At 71.5% G+C, this 15624-nt stretch carries 15 protein-coding genes and 1 pseudogene; 9 read left to right on the forward strand and 7 right to left on the reverse strand.

The genetic code is table 11. The annotated features are described in order from the left end of the window. The first annotated feature begins 6 nt into the window (after positions 1-6). On the forward strand, positions 7-903 hold the full coding sequence (locus tag CA984_RS16265; protein WP_086573004.1) for a transposase: 897 nt from the start codon (positions 7-9) through the stop codon (positions 901-903). Between the two features lie 43 nt (positions 904-946). On the opposite strand, the gene CA984_RS16270 is transcribed toward CA984_RS16265, so the two are convergent. After that, a complete protein-coding gene (locus tag CA984_RS16270; protein ID WP_086573007.1) occupies positions 947-2197 on the reverse strand; it encodes an ROK family transcriptional regulator in 1251 nt (416 codons plus the stop codon). A 45-nt stretch (positions 2198-2242) separates the two neighbouring features. On the opposite strand from CA984_RS16270, the gene CA984_RS16275 reads away from it, so the two are divergent. Both CA984_RS16275 and CA984_RS16280 read left to right on the forward strand, forming a co-directional pair. Next, on the forward strand, positions 2243-3439 hold the full coding sequence (locus CA984_RS16275) for an MFS transporter (protein ID WP_086573009.1): 1197 nt from the start codon (positions 2243-2245) through the stop codon (positions 3437-3439). Positions 3440-3608: 169 nt separating this feature from the next. Further along, the gene (locus CA984_RS16280) at positions 3609-4580 is read left to right on the forward strand and encodes an alpha/beta hydrolase (RefSeq protein ID WP_086573012.1); all 972 of its coding nucleotides are present in this window, start codon (positions 3609-3611) and stop codon (positions 4578-4580) included. Here CA984_RS16280 and CA984_RS47170 read toward each other — a convergent pair. The 5 genes and pseudogenes from CA984_RS47170 to CA984_RS16295 form a co-directional block, all read right to left on the reverse strand. Further along, the gene (locus CA984_RS47170) at positions 4522-4896 is read right to left on the reverse strand and encodes a helix-turn-helix domain-containing protein (protein ID WP_207620895.1); all 375 of its coding nucleotides are present in this window, start codon (positions 4894-4896) and stop codon (positions 4522-4524) included. The genes CA984_RS16280 and CA984_RS47170 overlap by 59 nt on opposite strands. Then, on the reverse strand, positions 4893-5633 hold the full coding sequence (locus tag CA984_RS16285; protein ID WP_207620896.1) for a hypothetical protein: 741 nt from the start codon (positions 5631-5633) through the stop codon (positions 4893-4895). Before CA984_RS16285 ends, CA984_RS47170 begins: the two co-directional genes overlap by 4 nt. 268 nt (positions 5634-5901) lie before the next feature. Continuing rightward, positions 5902-6027 (reverse strand): annotated as a pseudogene (locus CA984_RS49270) (IS982 family transposase); the annotation flags it as partial. Between the two features lie 182 nt (positions 6028-6209). Beyond that, the gene (locus CA984_RS16290; RefSeq protein ID WP_242675987.1) at positions 6210-7040 is read right to left on the reverse strand and encodes a formate/nitrite transporter family protein; all 831 of its coding nucleotides are present in this window, start codon (positions 7038-7040) and stop codon (positions 6210-6212) included. A 544-nt stretch (positions 7041-7584) separates the two neighbouring features. Beyond that, entirely contained in the window at positions 7585-7869 is a 285-nt protein-coding gene (locus CA984_RS16295) for a hypothetical protein (protein ID WP_012894020.1), read from the reverse strand. A gap of 229 nt (positions 7870-8098) precedes the next feature. On the opposite strand from CA984_RS16295, the gene CA984_RS16300 reads away from it, so the two are divergent. The 6 genes from CA984_RS16300 (at position 8099) to CA984_RS16325 (ending at position 13467) form a co-directional block, all read left to right on the forward strand. Beyond that, complete coding sequence (locus tag CA984_RS16300) at positions 8099-9532, forward strand: helix-turn-helix domain-containing protein (protein ID WP_086573014.1); 1434 nt, start codon at positions 8099-8101, stop codon at positions 9530-9532. Beyond that, positions 9532-10440 (forward strand): phosphotransferase enzyme family protein, encoded by a 909-nt coding sequence (locus CA984_RS16305; protein ID WP_086573016.1) that lies wholly within the window; start codon positions 9532-9534, stop codon positions 10438-10440. Before CA984_RS16300 ends, CA984_RS16305 begins: the two co-directional genes overlap by 1 nt. 24 nt (positions 10441-10464) lie before the next feature. Continuing rightward, a complete protein-coding gene (locus CA984_RS16310) occupies positions 10465-10899 on the forward strand; it encodes an SRPBCC family protein (RefSeq protein WP_086573019.1) in 435 nt (144 codons plus the stop codon). Positions 10900-11145: 246 nt separating this feature from the next. Then, positions 11146-12324, forward strand: coding sequence for a 4-hydroxybenzoate 3-monooxygenase (locus CA984_RS16315; protein ID WP_086573022.1), 1179 nt, complete (start codon positions 11146-11148; stop codon positions 12322-12324). After that, positions 12317-12994 carry a protocatechuate 3,4-dioxygenase subunit beta gene (pcaH, locus tag CA984_RS16320; RefSeq protein WP_086573025.1) on the forward strand — a complete coding sequence of 226 codons (678 nt, stop codon included), beginning with the start codon at positions 12317-12319 and terminating at the stop codon, positions 12992-12994. The genes CA984_RS16315 and pcaH overlap by 8 nt, the downstream gene beginning before the upstream one ends. Then, positions 12994-13467, forward strand: coding sequence for a peptidase associated/transthyretin-like domain-containing protein (locus tag CA984_RS16325; protein ID WP_086573027.1), 474 nt, complete (start codon positions 12994-12996; stop codon positions 13465-13467). Before pcaH ends, CA984_RS16325 begins: the two co-directional genes overlap by 1 nt. A 47-nt stretch (positions 13468-13514) precedes the next feature. On the opposite strand, the gene CA984_RS16330 is transcribed toward CA984_RS16325, so the two are convergent. Then, positions 13515-15272: a bifunctional metallophosphatase/5'-nucleotidase gene (locus CA984_RS16330; protein WP_086573032.1), complete on the reverse strand. Its 1758-nt coding sequence runs from the start codon at positions 15270-15272 to the stop codon at positions 13515-13517. Positions 15273-15624: the final 352 nt, after the last annotated feature.

Genomic DNA, 15624 nt, shown 5'->3' on the forward strand with positions numbered 1-15624 from the left:
CGGTGTGTGAAGACTGACTTGGACGCCCTTCTAACCGCACTCTATGTGCATCTGGACGATCACGTGATGCCTTCGCGGGGCCGACCTCGAGGGCGGGGCCGGCCGCCGGTGCTGACCCCGGCCGAGGCGGTGGTCGTGGCAGTGGCGCAGGTACTGCTGCGCTGTGATGACGAACGCCGCTGGATGCGGATGGCGGCCGGCCGGATCGGGCACCTGTTCCCCAGACTGCCGTCCCAGTCGCAGTACAACCGGCAACTGCGTGATCTGGGGCCGGCCATGTCAGCGGCGGCGCTGTGGCTGGCCCGCCAGATCCCGGCCTGGCACGAGCCGCTACGACTGATGGACGGCACCCCGATCCGCTGCGGCGCCTCGCGGGTGACGGTCAACAGATCACACCTGGGTGAGATCGCCGGATACGGCATGGACAAGTCCCACCACGCCTTTTACTGGGGCGCCAAGCTGATGCTGATCACCACCGCCGACGGCGCGGTGACCGGCTTCAGCCTGGCCCACCCCAAAGAGCTCGATGAACGCAAGCAGGCCCTGCACCTGCTGCACGTCCACCAGATAGCCGACGGGCCATGCCCGATCGTGTGCGACAAGGGATTCGCCGGAGCCGGCATCGAGAAGGCCGCCGCCGATCTGGGCCATCTCCTGATCCGGCCGACCCGCGAAGACGAGCCCGCACGCGCCCTGCCATTTCCCGGCTGGCTGCGTCAGCGCATCGAGGCGATCATCTGGACACTGAAGAACCAGCTCGGCCTTGAACGCCACAACGCCCGCCACCCAGACGGCCTCTGGGCACGCATCAGCCAACGCATCCTCGCCCTCAACGCCGCTATCTGGCACAACTGGAACATCGGCGCACCCGTGAAACGGTCTCTGACTGCCTACGACCACTGACCCAAATTCACATCAGCGATCTAGGGGACCGGGGCCGTCCGGTCTATGCCGGCACCTCGCCGAAGACGTCGCGGTGGGCGATGGACAGGGCGGTGAGAAGGGCCCCGTGCAGGATCGCGTTGCCTTCCACCGTGCTCGGGCGGACCTGGGTCGGGACGGGGGAGAGCGCGGCGAGGCGCTCGCCCACCAGGGCGGCCAGCGCGTCCCCGCCGGAACGGCCCGTCTCCCCGCCGAGGACGACGAGCCCGGGATCGAGGACGGCGACCGAGGCGAAGGCGCCCTCGGCGATCCTCGCCGCGAGGGAGTCCCTGTCGAGGCCCTCGATGAACTCGGTGCTCACCAGGTCGCAGAACGACCCGCCCCGCAGGCCGAGAGTGCCGACCTCGCCCGCGCCCCCGGAGGCTCCCCGGCGCAGCCTTCCGTCCAGGGTGACCGCCGCGCCCACCCCGTCGTCCAGCCAGAGCAGGACGAAGTCCCTGCGTCCCCGGGCGGACCCGATCCGGTGCTCGGCGACGGCGGCGAGGTTGACCTCGTTCTCCAGGGTGACCGGTGCGTCGATCCGGTGGCGCAGGGACTGCAGCAGGTTCGGCCGCCAGCCGGGCACGCCGTTGTCCGTGGCCAGCTCCCCGCTGTGCGGGTTCACCATTCCCGGGGCGCCCACGACGACCGCGTGCAGGCTCCTGTGGCCCGCCGCCTCCGCGACGGTGCCGGCGATGATCGTGACCAGGTCGTCGCCGGGCTCCCCGGAACGTCCGGGCTCCACGGACCGGCCCGCTCCGGGCGGGCGTCCGGCCCCGGCGGGGCCTGCGGCGTCCAGCGGGCCTGCGGTGTCCAGCGGGCGTGCGGTCTTCGGTGGGCGTGCGGTGTCCAGCGGGCGTGCGGTCTTCGGTGGGCGTGCGGTGTCCAGCGGGCGTGCGGTCTTCGGTGGGCGTGCGGTGTCCAGCGGGCGTGCGGTCTTCAGCGGGCGCGTGGCGGAGCCGACGGTCCGGCCGGTGATGTCGGCGACGGTCACGTCGACCGTGTCGCGCCGTACGTCGACCCCGGCCACGTGGGCGCGGTCGGCCACGATGCCGTAGACACGGGCGTTCGGCCCCCGCCGGTCCTCGCCGCTCTCACCGACGACCGCGATCAGCCCGTTCACCCGCAGGCGCTCGATGAGGTCCGACACGGTCGGGCGGGACAGCCCGGTGAGCGCCCGTAGCTGGGGAGCGGTCAGGGTTCCGTGCTCCAGCAGCAGGTCGAGGGCGAGGCGGTCGTTGATCGCCCGGGCCATCTGTGGGGTCGCGGTCTTCATCCGTCCTCTTTTAATCAGGGAGCCTTCCTGTTAATTTCTAGCATCATGCGCAACGACAATCAACGTGCCCGCATCGCGATCACGGCCGTGTTCGCCGCCCACGGCGCGGTCTCCGGAAGCATGGCGACCCGCATCCCGTGGCTGCAGGAGCACCTCCAGCTCGGCCCGGCCGCGCTCGGACTCGCCCTGTTCTGCCCCGCCGTCGGCGCCTTCGTCGCCATGCCGATGGCCGGGCGGCTGGTCCACCGCTACGGGGGCCGCGCCGCCACCCGGGTCCTGATCGCCCTGTGGTGCGCGGCGCTGGCCCTTCCCGCTCTCTCTCCCGGGCTGCCCTGGCTGTGCGCGGCGTTCCTCGCGTACGGCGCGGCGGCCGGCATGTGCGACGTCACGATGAACGCGCAGGGAGTGATCGTCGAACGGCGCCTGGAGCGCTCGATCATGTCCGGGCTGCACGGCATGTGGAGCGTGGGCAGCCTGGCAGGCGCGGGACTCGGGGTGGTCGCGGCACACGCCGGGATCGACGCGCGTGTCCACCACTCCGTGGCGGCGCTGGCCCTGCTGGTCTTCGGAGTCATGGCGAGCCGTGGCCTGCTGGACATCCGGCCCGAGCCGGGCGAGCAGGCGCCGCCCCGGTTCGCCGCGCCCTCGCGGGCGGTCCTCGCCATCGGAGCCGTCGGATTCTGCGCCACCTTCGCCGAGGGCGCCAGCATGAACTGGGCCGCCGTCTACGTCAAGGACGTCACTGGCGCCGGTCCCGGCGTCGCCGCCGCCAGCTACGCGATCTTCGCTCTGGCCATGGCGGTCACCCGGCTGGCCGGGGACCTGACAGTCCGCAGACTCGGACCGGTCGTGACCGTCCGCGTCGGCGGCCTGCTCGCCACCCTCGGCGGAGCCGTGATCGTCATGGCCCGCACCCCGGTGCTGGGAATCATCGGGTTCGCCCTGCTCGGACTGGGAGTGGCCGTGATCGTGCCGCTGTGCTTCGCCGCCGGGGGCAACGCCACCGCGACGCCCAGCCTGGGGGTCGCCGGAGTCGCGACGATCACCTACCTGTCCGGGCTCATGGCCCCCGCCGTCACCGGCTGGATCGCGGACGTGACCTCGCTGACCGCCACGTTCGGTCTCATCGCGGTCATCACGCTGACGGGCGCCCTCCTCGCCGGAGCCCTGCGTCCCGCCGCCGTCGCCCCCGCGGGAGCGGGACCGCGCGCCCGTGACCCGCACGACGCGTCGCGCGGATGACGGTGCCGGCCGGGCCGGATGACCGCCAATTGGCGGGCATCCGGCCGCTCATCGCGGCCATGTTGCGGTTGTGGGACGGCCGCGGTTTCACGCATGCTCGGGGACAAGGCCGATCACGCGTACGGCACGCCGCCTTCATCCCATCGGTGACCATCCAGAGGTGAGTGACATGGCGCTACATCCGACCATCGATCCTGGACTGGCCGCGGCCCTCGCGGAGGCCCCGCTCCCGGTGATCGATCTGCGCGGCGTGCGGCCGGAGGACGTGCCCGGCCTCCGCGTCCAGGCGGAGGCGGCGCGGGCGGCGATGGCCCCCCTGGAGCGGGACGACCGCGTGGTGGTCGAGGACCGGGTGGTGCCGGGCCCGGACGGCGACCCCGACATCCTGCTGCGGATCTACCGGCCCGCCGACCGACGGGAGGCGCTCCCGGGGATCTACTGGATCCACGGCGGCGGGATGATCTTCGGCAGCGTGAAAATGGAGGACCTGCGGCTGGTGGAGTACGCCCTCCAGGTAGGGTGCGTGGTCATCTCGGTCGAATACCGCCTCGCGCCGGAGCACCCGCACCCGGCGCCGGTGGAGGACTGCTACGCCGGCCTGGCCTGGACCGCCAAGAACGCCGCCGAGCTCGGCATCGACCCCGAGCGCCTCGTGGTGGCCGGGGTCAGCGCCGGAGGCGGCCTCGCTGCGGGGACCGCGCTGATGGCCCGCGACCGGGGCGGCCCCCAGCTCGCCTTCCAGCTGCTGATCTGCCCGATGCTCGACGACCGCAACACCACGCCGTCCAGCCACGAGTTCACCGAGGCGATCGTCTGGGACAGGGCCGCCAACCTCCTCGGCTGGGCCGCGCTGCTCGGCGACGACGCGGGCACGGACGGCGTGTCGCCGTACGCGGCGCCCGCCAGGGCGACCGACCTGTCGGGCCTGCCGCCGGCCTACATCGACGTCGGCGAGCTGGAGGTCTTCAGGGACGAGTGCGTCGACTACGCCCAGCGGCTGGTGCGGGCCGGCGTCTCCACCGAGTTCCACCTGTATCCGGGAGCCTTCCACGGCTTCGACATGGTGCTGCCCGACACGGAGATCAGCCGCCGGGCCGCCGCCGAGCGGGTGGTCGCGCTGCGCCGGGCTCTGCTCCGCTGACGGCCGGGCGCAGCCGTACGAGCTGGAGGGCCAGGTGCGCCCGGAGGCGGCCCGCGGGGTCGGCCAGGGAGAAGCCGAGAACGGCCTCCGCCCGTGCGACGCGCGCGGCCAGCGAGCTGTGATGCAGGTGCACGGCGGCGGCCGCCCGGCGCACCGACCCCTCCGCGCAGAGGGCCCGCACCGCCTCCAGCGCCTCCGCCCCGTACGGCCTGCGGGAGAGCTCCTCAACGGCCCGCACGTCGGCGAGGCCGGAGATGGCCTCGTCCGGCACATGGGTCGCGAACAGGGCGAGGGCTCCGAGGTCGGCCCAGTTCACCACCCGGTCCGCGGGGTGCGGGCCGGTGAAGCGCAGGGCGGTCCAGGCACCCGTCCAGGAGCCGGCGACGTCCGCTCCGTCCACCGGAGGCCCGACGCCGACGCGCCACGTCCCGGGCAGCCGGTCCACCACGGGGCTGACCAGCACCGCCGCGGTGTCGCCCATCCTGGCGGTCCGGGCGTGATGCCGGCGGCGCGCAGGTGGGCGGCGAGGGCGGCGCCGTCGCCGGCCGGACCGGCGAGCACCTGGACCCGGGCGGCGGGGCCGAAACCGAGCAGGCGCAGCGCCCGCGCCCGCTCGGCCTCGCCGGCGTCGGCCGACAGGACCAGCTCCACCAGGGCCGGGTCGTTTCCCGCCTGTGCCAGGGCGGCCGCCCGCTCAAGCGTGACCTCCGCCGCTCCGGCGAAGCGCTCCAGCACGATCTCGTCGAGCCCGTGCGCCGGCCCCTCACGCTCGATCCACACGCTGCCGAGGGACGAGCCGAGCGGCCGGCCGGCCGGCGGCCCGGTCGGCGCGTCGGACCGTTCGACGGCGCCACCGGGGGACGACACCCGCATCCGTCTGCCCGTGACCGAGTCGACGAGGCCGACGGGGCACTGCGTCAGCCGTGCCGTCGCCTGGAGGAGCACCGAGACGCTCGCGTGGTTGCGCACCAGTGAGTCGAAGTACGCGATGACGCGGACGGCACTCTCCGCGTCGGCGTCCAGAGTCGACAGGCGCAGCAGTAATCCCTCCACGGCTCCAGGTTAGGCTCCGCCGGGGCAGGAGGGCATGCCGGTCTCCCGGGGCGACAGCCCATTGTCGGGCCCATGCCCGAACCATCCGGCGTGGTCCGTTCTTTGCGGATGACATCTGGACCGGCCAAAGGCCGCCGCTCGCTTCCAGCCCTCGCTTCGCTGCGGTCCGGGTCGCCTCGCCTTCGAGCCCCCGCCCCCACCACACATCTGACCGGCGAGAACAACCGAGGAAACCACCATCAGGTTGACTCGGGGAACCGCCGTCAGACCGGGGAGCACGATCGCGATAGGACGGCCGCGGCAGCCGCACGCCTCGTTCGGCCAGGTAGGCGTCGAGTCCGGCCGAGACGTAGCCCCTGTCGGCGATGATCAGCAGGCCGGACCGCTCGGTGAGCGGGTCGGACTCATGATCGGCTATGGGATTCAGTGCCGCTGAACACGGTGCGCCCCGTCCGCCGCGAGGTGGTCGAAGGGGGTGCCGAGCGGGTCATCGTTGTCGCCGGCTGCGTCATACGCTGCAAGGCGACGGCTTCGCAGCGCCAGCCTCTGCGGGGCCAGGGCGGCCGTGTCACGCTGTCAGCTGTGGTGGCCGCGTTCCTCGGCGAGGCGGTGCGGCACCCGCGCCAGCCGTAGGAAGGTCACCAGCCCGACACCGCCGACGAGGTTGCCCATGACGGCCCAGCCCAACGCTGCCAACCAGTCCAGGTAGCCGAACGGAGCCCGGCCGGTGATCAGGGCAGTGAACATCAGGATCGAGTCCAGCACGCTGTGGAACAGCTGACCGCCGGCCAGCAGAGCGCCGAACAACACGGCGGGCACCAACCGGACCCCGAGATTGTCGGTGGCGTGCTGCATCCGGGTCATCAGTGTGATCACCATGCCGGCCAGCACCGCGAGAGAGAACGAATGCAGGTTCATCCCCAGATCCGCGAAGTGGGTGCCGGCCTCCACAGCGGTCGAATGCAGCTGGGGAAAGGCCTGCATGATCAACCAAGCGATTCCCCACCCACCGGCCAGGTTGGCCACCAGCGACACCGCCCACAACCTAACCAGTCCGCTCACAGATCCATGCCGGGCCGCGACCGCGGCCACTGGTACCAGGAAGTTTTCGGTGAACAACTCGCTACGGGCCAGCAACAGCGCGACGAAACCGATGCTGAACGCCAGTCCGGCCAGAATCGCCGACCCGGTCGCCTCCTCGACCAGCAGGTACGCCAACACGCCGGTGCCGACATCGATCCCACCGAGCAGGCCGGTCACCACCAACGTCGACCACGGCCGCGCCAACCGCGCCGATCCCTCACTGACCAGACGGTCGAAGGCATCCTCAAGATCAGGCTCCGGCTCCACCGGGGGCTGCGTCAGCCCGTCACCATGACGGTAACCGGACTCCGAAGACTCACTCACCGAGACGTCATGCCCCTTGCGGCAGCCGCTACCCCTCGCGCACGAGGACAAGCGCGCAATGTGGCATCTAGATGAGTAAGTCCGAACTCGTTCGGGCTGTGGACATGACGAAGGGTGCTGAGAATCGATGTGTGCAGGCGTTGCCCAGGTTTTCCGGCGACTTGGCGTACTTCCACCGCATCACGTCGAGTACAGCGGAGCCGACGAACGGGCTCCTACGAGGTCGGCGGCGAGCTGCCCGGAGAGGCCGTCGGTGCCCCGCGGGTAACGGTCCCGCCGACCGCCCCGGCTCCCACCACTATGTATCGCGTGATCCGAGACTACCGTCTTCCGCCCTGTCCGGGCTCTCGGAGAGCATTGTGGGGCCGGGCCGCTGGAAAGGCGCCGCTAGAAAGGCAGCTGCCTCCCCGACGGGCTCCGTAGATCGAGCGGCGCGGGCTCACGCGGCGGACGCGGGCGTTGGATGACCTGGATCCTTTTCACGGTCGCGCTCCCTTCTGGGGCTTGATCACCGGGTGTTACCCATGTGGAGCCCAAGAATCACCTATCTGCGTATCACATGAAGCACACTAGCCACACGTTCCGCAGCTGTGGCGACATCTTCGGCGTGTCCGATGCGGCCGGCCCAGGACAGCCAGAACCACCACTCGCCGTCGGCCTCGTGGGCGGCGAGGACGTCCTCTGTCATGGCGGGGACCATCGGGTTGATCACGTGGAGGCGCGGGAAGAGTCCCGCGGGCGCTTTGAGGCGCACCTGGAAGGAGTGCGCCTCGAGTTGGGCGGCTAGCCGTCGCAGATGGTCGACGGCCTCGCCGTGCTCTGCCGTCATCCGGATCACTCCTGGCGGACGCTGGTGGCTTTTCTTCTCTGCAGAGTGCGGTTTCGCGGCAGCTCAGGCAATCGGCTTCCGGCCGGGCTGGGGCAGGATCAGTGGAATAGACCGGAAACTCACCGATGTTCCGTGGAAAACCTGCGGATAAAGGGAATGCAATGCACAGGCACGCTTACGCTGTGGTGCGCTCTCGTTAATCTTGTGTAAACAGCGACCGGGAGGCGCCGTGGCCCGAGGTGAGCATTCCCCCGCATGCGCCCGGCGCTGGCGTGAACAGGCCGGGGCCCGCCAGTGGACACCGTGGCAGACGACGCAGGCCATCCACGGCTGCTGCGGGGTGAGCCTGCTCAAGGCGCACCGGCTGGCCCGGGGGTGGTCGGCCAGGCAGTCGGTCCAGGAGCTGGAGGAACTGTGCGAGCGCCAGGATCTCGGTGAGGCGCGGGCCAGCATCGACCTGCTCAACGCGTGGGAGAACAACCGCGCCAGGCCCCGGCCGCAGACCATCGACCTGCTGGCACGGCTCTACCGGGCCAACGCCGTACGGCTCGGCCTGGCCGGCGACTACTGCGAGGACGACGGCGGGACGAAGGTCGTGGTCGTCTCCGGCGTCGAGGGCCGCCCGCCGTACCCGGCCGAAGAGCGGTTCGACGACGACATGGAGCGCCGCGCGCTGTTCCACCACGCGCTGCTCGGCTCCCGGTCCGCGATGAGCGGCCGGCTGCTCGCCGAGGTCGAGCGGACCCGCCAGGACCTGGACCGCACGCTCGCCCTCACCACCGTCTCCGAGGAGCAGCTCGACCGGCTCGACGAGCAGGTGCTGCGCTACCGCCGCGAATACATCACCAGCGCCCCGCTGCCGATGCTCTACCGGCTGATGCTGGAGCTGTCGGACGTGCGGACGCTCTCCGCCACCCGCCAGCCCGCGATGACCCACCGCCGCCTGCTCAACGCCACGGTGATGCTCGCGCTGCTGTCGGCCGACGCGCTGATGAAGCTCGGCGACACCCGCCAGGCCCACGCCTGGTACGGCACCGCCCGCACCGCCTCCGACGACATGGGCGACCTGCGGCTGCGCGCCCTGGTCCGGGCGCAGCAGGCGATGCTCCCCTACTACTACGGCGACCTGGCCGAGACCGTACGGCTCGCACGCGAGGCCAGGATGCTCGCCGGCAGCGCGCCCAGCTCGCCGGCGGCACTCGGCGCGGCGGCGGAGGCGCGGGCACTGGCCAGGATGGGCGAGCACAAGGCCGCCCGGGTGGCGCTGGCCGAGGCGGAGAGGATCTTCGCCAGGATGCCTCCGGAGGGCCACGACCACCTGGCCTTCCGCTTCTCGGAGCGGCGGCTGCAGTTCTACCGGATCGGCACCCTGATCGAGCTGGGCGAGGAGGTCGACTGGTCGCCCGGCCCCTCCGGGCCCTACGCCATCGACCCGGTGCTCATCCTGCTCGACCAGGCCGCGCACCTGATCCGCGACGGCAAGGTCGAGGACGCCTGCCATCTGGCCCAGAAGGCCCTCCTCCAGGTGCCGCCGGAGCACCGCACCTCCATCGTCCTCAACCGCGCGCGGGCGCTGCTGTCGGAGGTGCCGCCCACCCGGCACAAGGCGGTGGCGGTGCGCCGCCTGACCGAGCTGCTCTCCGACGCCGCGCCGGTCAGCTGATGGGCGGCCCGCTCGCCGAGGAGGCGTTCGCGGTGCTGCGTGACGTCTGCGAGGAGCTCGGCATCGACCACAGGGACGCCGAGCTGCTGCGGGTGCGCAGCAACGCCGTCTTCAAGCTGCGCAGCGAGATCGTGGTCAGGATCGCCACCGCGCCCAACGCGCTGACCCGCCTGCCGGTGGTGCTCGCGGTGGCCCGCTGGCTGGCCCAGCAGGGCTTCCCCGCGGTCCGCCCGGCCGACGAGATCTCCGAGCAGCCCGTGGCGCACGAGGGCAGGGTCGTCACGTTCTGGCACTACGTCCCGGCCAGCGGCCGTCCCACCACCACGGAGCTGGGCGAGATCCTGCGCAGCCTGCACCTGCTGCCGGTGCCGCCGGTGGCGCTGAAGCGGTTCGCCGACCCGCTGTCGGAGGTGCGCCACGCGGTGGACCGCTCCGAGGAGCTCACCCCCTGCCAGCGGGCCTGGCTCCGTGACCGCATCGCGGAGCTGACCGAGCGCTGGTCGGGCCTGGGCGTGGACGGCTCCCCGGTGCTGCTGCACGGCGACGCCTGGATCGACAACCTGCTGCGCTGCACCGACGGCCACGTGGTGCTCTGCGACTGGGACGGCGTCGCGGTCGGCCCCCGTGAGTGGGACCTGGTCCACACCTACCACGGCCAGCGGCGCTTCGGCCTGACCGCCGCCGACGTCGACGCCTTCGCCGACGCCTACGGCAGCGACCTGCGCTCCTGGCCGGGCTACTCCACCCTCATGGAGGTCCGGGACATGTACGCCGTGGGCATCCACATCCGCAACGCCGGGGCCGACCCCTTCTCCCGCCGCGAACTGCCCCGCAGGCTCGATTCCCTCACACGAGGTGAGCAACATGCCAGGTGGTACATGGCCGAACCCGTTACTGTCTCCCAGTAAAGATCTTCATACGGGGGCAGAACGGTGCCAAAGGCCACGCTTCGTCATACCTTCCACGTCCGTAACACGCCGGCGGCGCTCCACGCGCACCTGAGCCAGCCGCAGAGCTACGTAGGGCTCTCTCCACTGGTCATCGCGGTCAAGGACGTCCGGCAGAACGGGGAGGAGACCCGCTACACCTCGGTCGAGCGCCTGAGGTTCCTCGGCATGGTCAAATACGACAACCTGATCAAGGTGACGCTGCGCAGCACGCCGCGGACGGTGGAGGGGGAGGTGGACAGTCCCGGCGGGGTGCGGCTGGACTACCGGTTCGCCCTGACCGAGAAGGACGGCGGGACCGAGGTCGAGGACACGCTCGTGGTACACGCGTGGAACGGCCCGCTGCTGGGCTACGCGGCGAAGAAGGCCCGCCAGGTGCAGCTCGCCCGTGCCGGCATCCTCACCTCGCGCCTGGGCTGAGAAACGCCCGCGGCCGGGCTGAGAAACGCCCGCGGCCGGGCTAAGGGACGCCTGCGGCCGGGCCGAGGGACGCCCGCGACCGGGCTGAGAAACGCCCGCGGCCGGGCCGAGGGATACGAGGGCGCCGGCCGGGGACCGTCCGGGCCGGGCGGCCCGTGGCTCCGGCGGCCCGTGGCTCCGGCGGCGGGTTCCGCTGAGCGGAAGCCGGGAGTACGGATATCGCGGCCGGTGGGGAATGCTCGGCCCATGCGAACTCAGGTCGGCATCGTCGGGGCGGGCCCCGCCGGGCTGCTGCTGTCCCATCTGCTCCACCTGCGGGGCATCGACTCGGTCGTGCTGGAGGCGCGCAGCCGGGAGTACGTCGAACAGCGCGTCCGGGCCGGCGTGCTGGAACAGGGAACGGTGGACGTGCTCAACGAGGCGGGCGTCGGCGAGCGGATGCGCGCCGAGGGACTGCCGCACCACGGCATCGAGCTGCGGTACGGCGGGGCCGGGCACCGGATCCCGTTCGAGAGGCTCGTCCCCGGCCGGGCCATCACCGTGTACGGCCAGCAGGAGGTCGTCAAGGACCTGATCGCCCGGAGGCTGGCCGACGGCGGGAAGATCCTCTTCGACGTCCCGGACGTCGTCCCGCACTCACTTGAGGCCGATCCCTACCTCACCTTCCAGGGGGAGCGCCTCGACTGCGACGTCATCGCGGGCTGCGACGGGTTCCACGGGGTCTGCCGGCCGTCCATCCCGGACGGGGTTCTGTCGATCTTCCAGCGGGACTACCCGTTCGCCTGGCTCGGCATTCTCGCCCAGGTCCCGCCGTCGGCCGAGGAGCTGATCTACTCCCGCGGCGACCGGGGCTTCGCGCTGCACAGCATGCGCTCCCCGGAGATCAGCCGCTTCTACCTCCAGGTCCCGCCGGACGCCTCGCTGGACGACTGGCCGGACGAGCGGATCTGGGCGGAGCTGCGGGCGCGGCTGGAGACGGTCCCCGGGTTCGCGCTGACCGAGGGGCCGATCATCTCCAGGGACCTGTCCGCGATGCGCTCGTTCGTCGCCGAGCCGATGCGCTACGGCAGGCTCTACCTCGCCGGGGACGCCGCCCACATCGTGCCGCCGACCGGGGCCAAGGGCCTCAACCTGGCCGTCGCCGACGTGCGGGTGCTGACCGAGGCCCTGGCCGGCCTCTACGCGACGGGCTCCACCGAGCTGCTGGACGCCTACTCCGCCACCTGCCTGAAAAGGGTCTGGCGGGCGCAGCACTTCTCCTGGTGGATGACCACGCTGCTGCACACCTTCGACACCGACGACGCCTACGGCCGGCGCCTGCAGACCTCCCACCTCGACTACGTCACCTCCTCGGAGGCCGCCGCGACCACGCTCGCGGAGAACTACGTCGGCCTGCCCTTCGACTTCGGAGCACCCCGTGACTGACGACCCGCACCCGCACCACCTCACCCCCTCCTACCGCAGCACCGTGCTGCGCGCGCCCGCGCGACCGCCGGTGCGGCCCGCCCTCGACCCCGAGGCGGCCGAACTGCTCGACCCGGTCTACGGCCACCAGCCGGTCGGGCCGCTGGACCACGACCTGACCAGGCAGCACGAGGGCGAGCCGATCGGCGAGCGCATCATCGTCACCGGACGGGTCCTCGACAGCCGGGGCCGGGCCGTGCCGGACACGCTGGTGGAGATCTGGCAGGCCAACGCCACCGGCAGGTACGCCCACCCGGTGGACCGGCACCCCGCCCCGCTGGACCCCAACTTCACCGGCTCCGGCCGTTGCCTGACCGACGCCGACGGCCGCTACCGGTTCGTCACGATCAAGCCGGGCGCCTACCCCTGGCGCAACCACCCCAACGCCTGGCGGCCGGCGCACATCCACTTCTCGGTGTTCGGCACCGCGTTCACCCAGCGGCTGATCACCCAGATGTACTTCCCCGGCGACCCGCTGTTCGCCCATGACCCGATCCTGCAGTCGGTGCCCCGGCCGGAGGACCGCGAGCGGCTCGTCTGCGCCTTCGACCTGGACACCACCGAGCCCGAATGGGCGCTCGGCTACCAGTGGGACGTCGTGCTGGGTGCGACCCCCTTCGAGGAGGACTGATGCCGGCCCCGTCGCTGCCCCCGACCCCGTCGCAGACGGTGGGCCCGTTCTTCGCGTACGCCCTGCCGTACGCCGAGGGGCCCTTCGCGGTGTCCGAGGACCATCCGGACGCGATCGAGCTGCACGGCCGGGTCCTGGACGGCGCGGGCGAGCCGGTGCCCGACGCGCTGCTGGAGATCTGCCAGCCGGGTCTGTTCGGGCGCTGCCCGACCGAGGCCGACGGCTCCTACCGCTTCCGCACCGCCAGGCCGGACACCTACATCCCGCTCCTGGTCTTCGCCCGCGGCCTGCTCAAGCCGGTCTGGACCCGCGTCTACCTCACCGGCGACGCGCCGTTCCTGGCCGGCCTGGACCCGGTACGGCGCGGCACGCTGGTCGCCTCGCCCTCGGGAGAGCGGTCCTACCGCTTCGACGTCCGGCTGCAGGGCGACCGGGAGACGGTGTTCCTGCACCACGTCCCCCCGCGGGGCTGACCTCCGCCGCGCGTCCCGGTGCCGCGGCTCCGGGACGCGCGGGAACCTCAGAAGAGCGGCTTGCCGTCCCGGGTCAGCTTCCAGCCGGCCTCGGCGAACCCGGCCGGGTCGATGACCCCGGTCGCCGTCGCGTAGTCGATCAGCGCCTGGCGGATCTCCACCTGCGCGTTGTAGACCACCGGAGCGGTCGTGACGTGCGGGAAGCCGCCGCCGCCCGACTGGCGGTAGTTGTTGATCGCGACCACGAACTGCTGGTCGGCGGCGACCGGCTGCCCCTGGTAGGACAGTCCGGCGATCCGCAGGCCGACCGGCTTGGCGACGTCGACGTCGTAGGTGACGCCGGAGAGCTGGTCGTAGTTGTAGTCGGGGGTGCCGTTGGCGTTGGTCAGCGCGGCCAGGTCCACCGGGGCGTCCGGCGCGAGCTGGTTGTAGTACCGGGCCGAGTACTCCAGGTAGTCCTTGAGCTGGGCCCCGGTGAGCTTCACGGCCATCAGCGTGTTGTCGTAGATGTACAGGCCCGCCATGTCACGCACGCTCACCGGCCCGGCGGGGAAGGTGGCGCTCCTGCTGAACGGCGCGGAGATCGACAGCACCGGCAGCGAGGCGTCGGCCGTACCCTCCAGGGCCTTGCGCACCGTCTCGGTCTGGACCTTCTGGATGTAGTCCAGGATCGGGGTGTCCTTGTACGGCGACTCGGCCGCCGACAGCTGCTCCTTCGACTGGGCCACCACCGTGTTGACGTACTTGACCGTGGTGTCGTGCTGTTCCTTCATGAGCGCGACGATCTTCGGGTCCTCGTCCACCGTGTTGGTGTTCAGCGTGGTGGAGGACTTCCCGGTGACCGCCCACTTGCCGCGCTTCTTGGTGAGCTGGAAGTCGATCACGCTCAGCCGCTGGCCCCACTTGGCGGGCTCGGTGAGCAGCACCTGCCGGCCGGTGGCCTTGTTGGTGACGAACTTCTGGGCCACCTCGTTGTGCGCGTGCCCGAACAGCACCGCGTCCACCCCCGGGACCTCCTCGGCGACCATGGCCGAGGCGTTCTCGACGGGCAGGTCGCCGCCGTAGGAGGACATCCCGCTGTCGCCCGCGTGCGCGGTGACCACGACCACGTCCGCGCCGAGGCCGCGGATGACCGGCACCCACTTCCTGGCGCTCTTGACCAGGTCGGTGAAGCGCAGCCTGCCCTCGACGTTGGCCTTGTCCCAGATCGCCACGCCCGGGTTGGTCAGGCCGAGCACGCCGACCCGGACCGGCTTCTCGCCCTTGATCTTCATCGTCTTGATGGTGAACGGCCGGTAGGCGGGCAGGCCCGTCCTGGCGTGGACGGCGTTGGCGCCGAGCACCGGGGCCTTCATCTGCCGCACCCACGTGGCCAGCAGTGGCAGGCCGTAGTTGAACTCGTGGTTGCCCAGGGTCACCGCGTCGTACCCGATGGCGTTCATCGCGCGGGCCATGGGGTGGAGGCCGCCCGTCTCGTCGACCGGCTCCATCTTGGCGTAGTAGTAGGCCAGCGGCGTGCCCTGGATGGTGTCGCCGGAGTCGAACAGCAGGGTCCGGTCCGCGCCGCGCTCGGCGCGGATCTTGTTGACCAGCGTCGAGACCTTGGCCAGGCCGACGTCGTTGCCCTTGCTGTCGGTGAACTTGGTGTTCTTGAAGTAGTCCCAGTTCAGGGTGTTGCCGTGCAGGTCCGAGGTGCCCATCACGGTCACCGTCACCGAGGTGTCGGGGGAGGCGTGCGCCACCGCCGGAGCGGCAAGAGCCGCCAGGGTGGCCACGCCGACGACGGCGAGCTTCTTACTGTGCATATGACCGAAGGTAACCATCCGAGGTCGCCCGGCGGTCACGGCATCCTTACGGGTCGGGCCGCCGTGCGGATCGCGCCGGACAGCCGCTCGGGCGGCGACACCATGAGCGGGGAGCCGCCCTTGCAGGTTCTCGTCGGGGGTCGTGGGCGGTGAGCGTGAGGATCTCCGGCGGATCGGGGGCGAGGATGACGGAGACGCTCACGTGACCACCTCGCCCGGCCTGACCCGCGCGGCCAGCGGGAGCGTGACCCGGACGCCGTACCCGCCGCCGGGCAGCGGCCCCGCCGACAGCCGGCCCTGGAACAGGGCCACCCGCTCGCGCACGCCGATCAGCCCGTGCCCCGCCCCGTCC

The sequence above is a fragment of the Streptosporangium minutum genome, from assembly GCF_002149035.1.
In the GTDB taxonomy this organism is placed as follows: domain Bacteria; phylum Actinomycetota; class Actinomycetes; order Streptosporangiales; family Streptosporangiaceae; genus Streptosporangium; species Streptosporangium minutum.

Bases quoted from the DNA above. Each gene is read 5' to 3' on its own strand.
- CA984_RS16270 (WP_086573007.1), bottom strand. From the start codon at position 2,197: ATGAAGACCGCGACCCCACAGATGGCCCGGGCGATCAACGACCGCCTC.
- CA984_RS16275 (WP_086573009.1), top strand. From the start codon at position 2,243: ATGCGCAACGACAATCAACGTGCCCGCATCGCGATCACGGCCGTGTTC.
- CA984_RS16280 (WP_086573012.1), top strand. From the start codon at position 3,609: ATGGCGCTACATCCGACCATCGATCCTGGACTGGCCGCGGCCCTCGCG.
- CA984_RS16295 (WP_012894020.1), bottom strand. From the start codon at position 7,869: ATGACGGCAGAGCACGGCGAGGCCGTCGACCATCTGCGACGGCTAGCC.
- CA984_RS16305 (WP_086573016.1), top strand. From the start codon at position 9,532: ATGGGCGGCCCGCTCGCCGAGGAGGCGTTCGCGGTGCTGCGTGACGTC.
- CA984_RS16315 (WP_086573022.1), top strand. From the start codon at position 11,146: ATGCGAACTCAGGTCGGCATCGTCGGGGCGGGCCCCGCCGGGCTGCTG.
- CA984_RS16325 (WP_086573027.1), top strand. From the start codon at position 12,994: ATGCCGGCCCCGTCGCTGCCCCCGACCCCGTCGCAGACGGTGGGCCCG.
- CA984_RS16330 (WP_086573032.1), bottom strand. From the start codon at position 15,272: ATGCACAGTAAGAAGCTCGCCGTCGTCGGCGTGGCCACCCTGGCGGCT.